At 33.1% G+C, this 7,407-nt stretch carries 4 protein-coding genes; all 4 read left to right on the plus strand.

Going from position 1 to position 7,407, the window contains the following annotated elements:
• The first annotated feature begins 73 nt into the window (after positions 1 to 73).
• Complete coding sequence (nrdD, locus tag ACF91D_RS05895) at positions 74 to 1,924, plus strand: anaerobic ribonucleoside-triphosphate reductase (protein WP_107549874.1); 1,851 nt, start codon at positions 74 to 76, stop codon at positions 1,922 to 1,924.
• The gene (gene nrdG, locus ACF91D_RS05900) at positions 1,921 to 2,457 is read left to right on the plus strand and encodes an anaerobic ribonucleoside-triphosphate reductase activating protein (RefSeq protein WP_069793015.1); all 537 of its coding nucleotides are present in this window, start codon (positions 1,921 to 1,923) and stop codon (positions 2,455 to 2,457) included. The genes nrdD and nrdG overlap by 4 nt, the downstream gene beginning before the upstream one ends.
• 385 nt (positions 2,458 to 2,842) lie before the next feature.
• Positions 2,843 to 3,826 carry a choloylglycine hydrolase family protein gene (locus ACF91D_RS05905; RefSeq protein WP_039069722.1) on the plus strand — a complete coding sequence of 328 codons (984 nt, stop codon included), beginning with the start codon at positions 2,843 to 2,845 and terminating at the stop codon, positions 3,824 to 3,826.
• 185 nt (positions 3,827 to 4,011) lie between these two features.
• Positions 4,012 to 7,407: GA-like domain-containing protein (locus ACF91D_RS05910; RefSeq protein ID WP_392436653.1), on the plus strand; the 3,396-nt coding region annotated here is incomplete at its 3' end.

The following is a 7,407-nucleotide window of genomic DNA, read 5'->3' on the forward strand; positions in this document are numbered from 1 at the left end:
CCCACTCATTGAAACACTATATATTGTGTTATAAATTAAAAGTAAATACAATATATAGAAATGAGGGGATAAAATGAATAAACTCGAACAAGATTTAAAGAATTTAATAACCAAAGATCCTACAGTAATAAATGAAAACGCCAATAAGGATAGCGCCACATTTTCAACGATGAGAGATTTAACAGCAGGTGTAGTATCTAAATCATATGCGCTAAATTACTTATTACCAGAACATGTTGCAACAGCTCATAAAGAAGGGGATATACATTTTCATGATTTAGATTATCATCCATTTCAACCACTTACTAATTGTTGTTTAATAGATGCAGAAAGTATGCTCAAAAATGGTTTTCAAATTGGTAATGCAGTAGTCACTTCACCTAAATCAATTCAAATAGCTTCTGCCCAACTCGTACAAATTATTGCCAATGTTTCTAGTAGCCAATACGGAGGGTGTACAATCGATCGGGTTGATGAATTACTGAGCCATTACGTTCAATATAATGAAGCTAAGCATCGTGAATTGGCTAAAAAATTTGTACAACCACAAGACATAGAAACGTACGTTGATTATCAAGTTTCACAAGATATTGGCGATGCTATAGAAAGTTTGGAATATGAAATCAACACATTGTATACATCTAATGGTCAAACACCATTCGTAACATTAGGCTTTGGCTTAGGAACAGATACATATAGCCGTAAAATTCAACAAGCAATTCTTAACACTAGAATCAAAGGTTTGGGCAAAGATCGCATTACTGCCATTTTTCCAAAACTTGTATTTTCAATTAAAAAAGGCGTGAATTTTAGTTCAAAAGATCCAAATTATGACATAAAACAAATGGCATTAGAATGTTCTACGAAAAGAATGTATCCTGATATTTTAAATTATGATAAAACGGTAGAAATATTAGGTGATTTTAAAGCTCCGATGGGCTGTCGTTCATTTTTACCAGCATGGAAGAACGAAGATGGAGAATTTGAGAATAATGGAAGATGTAATCTAGGTGTTGTGACACTAAATGTACCTAGAATGGCAATTGAATCTAATGGTGACATTGAAATGTTTTGGAAGATATTCCATGAACGAATGACAGTAATGCATGATGCGCTAGTATATCGAATTCAACGCATTTCTGAAGTAACACCTGATAATGCGCCTATTTTATATAAAAATGGTGCGTTTAAACATCGATTAACTGATGAAGAAGATATTACGACGTTGTTAAAAGGCAAACGAGCTACATTATCCATGGGATATATAGGTTTGTATGAAGCAGCTACATTATTTTATGGTCCTAATTGGGAAACGCAATCCATAGCTAAAAAATTTACGCTAGATATATTAAAAGCGATGAAAGTTTACCAATTGAAATGGACTGAACAATATGATATTTGGTTCAGCATTTATAGTACACCAAGTGAGTCTCTAACTGATCGTTTTTGTAGGCTTGATAGGGAAAAATATGGTGAAATACCACACATCACTGACAAGGGATATTACCAAAATTCATTTCATTATGATGTGAGAAAAGATATTACGCCATTTGAGAAAATTGATTTTGAAAAAGAATATCCGTTTTATGCAAGTGGTGGTTATATCCATTACTGTGAATATCCGAAGTTAAATCATAATTTAAAAGCGTTGGAAGCGGTATGGGACTATTCATACGATAAGGTCAGTTATTTAGGTACGAATATCCCGATTGATCATTGTAGAGAATGTGATTTTAGAGGTGATTTTAAAACGACAGCAACGGGCTATCAATGTCCTGAATGTGGTAATGATGATCCTACTACAGTTGATGTAGTAAAACGTACATGTGGCTATCTTGGTAATCCTGTTCAACGACCTACGATTGAAGGACGACATAAAGAAATGTGTGCGCGAGTGAAACACTTGAAAGACCAAGCAATATGACAATATTAGATATTAAAAGAGGACAAGGTTACATTGCCAAAATTGAGTCACAAAGTTTTGTTGATGGAGAAGGTGTCAGGTGCAGTTTATATGTCTCAGGGTGCCCATTTGCCTGTGTAAATTGTTATAACAAAGTAGCGCAAAATTTTAGATACGGTGAAAAGTTTGACGATTTAATCTTAGAAGAAATATTAAAAAACTGTGAACCTGATTATATTTCTGGATTAAGTATCCTAGGTGGAGAGCCATTTTGTAATTTGGACATAACATTAAAGTGCGCTCAAGCATTTAGGGATAGATTTGGTCATTCAAAGACATTGTGGGTTTGGACAGGTTTTTTATTTGAATACTTAATGGAAGATAACGGGGAAAGAAATGAATTACTTAATTATATTGACGTGCTTGTCGATGGTCCTTTTATTAACCATTTATACCAACCTAATCTTCCTTATAAAGGTTCTTTAAATCAGCGAGTAATTGACGTAAAAACATCTTTATCACAAATGCATGTACGAGAATTACAATTAACATAAAAATGTCGTAACAAGTTCAAAATAAGTAAAGGCTCAATCAAGATTATGATATTAACTAAATAAACTATTATTACCATAGCGAGAATATCAGCCATTAAAGTAGCATTAGAGTAAAGATAAGTCGAATTTTCATTAATAGTAATTTTTATAGGGATAGGGCAACACAATCACTTTTTTAAAGATGATTTCTGTCCTGTCTCTATTTTCTTTTTTATATAGGTCGTTATATGGTAAAAGCTTGTTAAAGACATTAGCTTTTTAATAAGTACATGTATATCACAAGCGAAATACTATTAATATAGAACATAATTAACTAAAATAAATATTGATAAAAAATATAAATTAATTTTTGACATAGTGAAGATGGAAAAGGAGCGAATCAATCATGTGCACTGGTTTTTCATATTTATCGAAAAGTAGCCAAGTAATATTAGGGCGTACAATGGATTTTGTATATCAATTAAAAGGCAATCCTGCTGTACAACCCCGTAATTTTTATTGGGAGTCTCGTGTAGCTTATAAAGGTAAAACAAAATATGGTTTTGTTGGTTCTGGTAGTGATATGGAAGGTTTCTTATTTGCAGACGGCGTCAATGAACATGGCCTCGGAGCTTCAATACAGTATTTTAGAGGATATGCAACCTATGCCGCAGATGTACGAGAGGGGTATATGAACATTGCTCAAAGTGAAGTGATTACATGGGTGCTAGGCTATAATAAAAATATAGAAGATTTAATAGAAAATGCTAAAGCAGTCAATGTTGTCGCACATACGCTTAATGATATAGCTGAAGTTCCTCCACTGCATTATCATATTACTGATGATTCAGGTAGAACGATTGAGCTTACTTTTAAAGATGGCAGTATGATAGTAAATGAAAATCCAGTCGGAGTCTTAACTAACAACCCAGATTTGAATTGGCATTATGAAAATTTAAGGAATTATATTAATATTACACCGCAACGACCTCAAGCAAGCAAAATCATGAATACTACTTTTCCAACTCTGGGAAATGAAGGTGGAACATACGGATTACCTGGTGGATACACTTCAGCAGAACGTTTCGTGCGTATGGCCTACTTAAAAAATAATTTAGAAGAAACAAGTAATGCAGAAGAAGATATACTCAATGCATTTAAGCTTTTAGAAATTATAAGTATACCCAAAGGTGCAGTTCGTGACGAAGAAGCGGCATTACATTATACTTTGTATCAAACAGTATTAAATTTAACAACTCGCACAATGTATATTAAATGGTACGACTCAAATCAGGTTACAGAATTACAACTCACTGAGACTTTATTAAATAAAAAAGATTTAACGATATTTGAACCAGTTTCAGGTTTAATAACAAACTCCTTGAACTAACAAATGTTATAAATGGTTGAACGCCTTTCGCTTAAATTGAAAGGCGCTTTTTTTCGTTACAGTTAAAAATTTTACTATGAAGAAACACTTTTTTACTCAATATATAAAGCTACTACTACTCCTTATACAAAAAAATATAATTATAAATGGTATTTATAATTTCAACAAAGGAGAAGTAGACAGTCATGAGAGCACTCGCAGAATATATTGCTAGAAGAAACAACAGGTACTCTATTCGAAAATTTACTATTGGAACAGCCTCAGTGCTATTAGGATCAATACTATTTATCAATCAAAATAGTGAAGCAGAAGCACATATGGTAAACGGTAAAGAAACAACCGAATTATATAATGACATTGCGACGCAAGATATCTCGAAAACAAGTAAATCCGATATAGAGAAGGTAGTAGAAAAGAATCAGGAAGAAGAGCAATTTATAGAAAATGATTCCGAGGTTATGCCACAAAAATCACCGAAAAATGAAGAAATAAATCAACAACCACAAGAAGTTGAACAAAATATTAGTAATAATAAAGAAAAAGAAGAAAATGAACAAAAGCAAAATGAAATTTTAAATATTGATAAAGTAGATGATATAAAAAATAATAATTTTGAAAAAGAACAAACAAAGAATAGCGAAAATAAAATAAATGAACAAAATAATAAAAATGGTGAATCATCTGATTCATCATCTCAAGTAAATTTGGAAAATAATAATTCTATAGCTTTAGTAGGCGAACAATCTTTTAAAGAAGAGAAAGATAAAAAAATCACTCAAATTATAGATAACAACATAGAAGAGAAGCGTTATGTTGATGAGAAACAAAACAAAGTAAATGTAGTTTCACAAAAAATAGAAAGTAATAGTGATAATAATCAAAATAATAATTTAAATGTAGTTGATTTAAACAATGAAATAAAACAAAAAGAAATAAAAAGACCTAAAACTCGAATGGCAAGGAGTTTGGATAGATTATTACACTTTAACAATATACGAAAAATAGGCTACAATCCTAAGTTGAATTATACCTCTGTACAAGCAGGTGATTTTATTACAACAGCTATAAGAGAGGTTGAAAAAAATAGAAATGAGTTAACTGAAGAAGAAAGAAAGTTATTTTTAAGAAATATCATTAGGCAAACCATACTTAAAAACAATAAATTTTCTTATGATGCTATTTTTAACGGTAATTATGGAATAGCTACTAATAAAAAGATTAACGTATACCAAGCCAATAATATCAATCAATTATTGTATAAAATGAAAGACCTGACTTTGAACAGAGATAATGATGATTATCGCGCTGTTTATACATTTACGAACCAATCTGACGTGACGAAAAACCATTTTGGTATAGTTCAAGATGATATTTTTTATGACGATGGTGATGTGCTCATTGCGACTATGGTTTTATCGAAAGAAAAAGGTCGAGGTACATACCGATTTGAAAATTATGCTATAAGACCAAATGAAAGTTTAAATAAAAAAATCAAAAAAGTTTTTGCTGAATATGAAGGTAGACAAAGAGTGATGTTAGAACAAGACCATTTAGGCTACTATTCATATACACGTCCTCATAGTGGTTCTAACGGCAACCCAAATACTGGTGGCGGGTCTGGTGGTACAGTTAAATTCTATATATCGTTTGATGCTAACCATTATATAGATGTTAAGAAAGATAAACTATTTGGTTATATACTTAGTGATACAATAGACCCTAATGTGTTTAGAGGCGTGAATATAACAAACCAGTCTGTTGATATCGATGATGTAGCTACAAGGATTAATAAAGCTTTAACTAAATCTAAGAAAAAAAAGGCTGAAGAAGCAATACAAACAGCGGAACAAGCAAAACAATATGCTGAGCAACAATTGTCAAAAGTATTAGCAGATGGAGCTGTAAGTCCTGCAGAGAAGCGAAAAGTAGATGAAGCAAACAGCGCCCTAGAAAAAGCAAAACAAATAGCTATAACTAAATTAAATAGCGTGTTAAGTGGCACAGCAGGTAAAAATCAGTTACAAGGTAGGCTAGACCAAATCAGCGCAGTAACTTCACCTGAAGTAAATGATTTAGATAGTAATGGTGTAGCAGATGATATTCAATTATCAGAAGCGGCCCAAGCTGTTCAAAAGGCTGAACAAGCAAAACAAACTGTAGACCAAAAGCTGGTAGAAGTAACAAGAGATGGTTTGATAAATCCAAACGAGAAGAACGAAATAGACCGCTTAAATAAAGCACTAAAAGTGGCTAAGACTACAGCTAGTGAAAAAGTAAATAACTTACCAAATGGTATTAAAGATAAAATTAAACTTCAGAAAAAATTAGAGAAAATTGACACAGTGACATTACCAGAAGTAAATGATGTAGATAGTAATGGAGTTCTTGATACAGAACAACTGTCACAAGCCAGTCAAGCTGTCCAAGCAGCAGAACAAGCTAAACGTGATGTAAATCAAAAACTGGAAGAAGTAACAAAAGATAGGTTAATTACACCAAGTGAAAAAGCCCTAGTAGATAAATTAAATAATGATTTACAGATAGCTAAAAGCACAGCTGCAGAGAAAATCAACAACGTACCAAATAGTATGACAGGTAAAGGTGAGTTACAAACTCGTTTAGACCAAATTGGTACAGTGACATTACCAGAAGTAAATGATAGAGATAGTAACGGAGTCTTGGATACGGAACAATTACTACAAGCGGAACAGGCCATTCAAGCAGCAGAACAAGCCAGACGAAATGTGGCTCAAAAGGTAGCGGAAGTGACTAATGACAGCTTAGTTAATCCAAGTGAAAAGGCAGAAATAGATAGGCTAAATCAAGTATTAGAAACAGCTAAATCAACTGCATTAGAGAAGTTAAATAGTGTGCCTAATGGGACACCGGGCAAAGCGGATTTACAAACACGTTTAAACCAAATTGGTTCAGTGACAACACCGGAAGTAAATGACCGAGATAGTAATGGGGTTAAAGATACAGAACAGTTATCAGAGGCAGCACAAGCAATTGAAGCAGTGGAAGAAGCTAAAAAAGCAGCAGCTAACAAGTTGTCTGAGATTACGTCTGATAACTTAGTAAATCCAAACGAAAAAGCAGAATTAGATCAACTTATCGGAGCGTTAGAAACAGCTAAGGCAGATGCTTCGACGAAATTGAGTAATGTACCAAACGGTACACCAGGAAAAGATGGGTTACAAACACGTCTAGACCAAATTGATCCAGTGACAGCGCCAGAAGTGAATGATCGAGATAGTAACGGTGTTTTAGACACTGAACAATTATCTGAGGCAGTACAAGCAATTGAAGCAGTAGAACAAGCTAAACAAGCTGCAGATAATAAGTTGTCTGAAATCACATCTGATGGATTAGTAAATCCAGAAGAAAAAGCCGAATTAGAACAACTCATCGAAACGTTAGAAACAGCTAAAGTAGAAGCTTTGACGAAATTAAACAATGTACCAGATGGTGTAACAGGCAAAGATGCACTACAAACACGCCTAGATCAAATTGACTCAGTAACAGCACCAAAAGTAAATGATAGAGATAGTAATGGCGTGTTAGACACAGACCAACTGTCT

It is taken from the genome of Staphylococcus sp. 231237_7MaSpsaltlick (genome assembly GCF_043107035.1).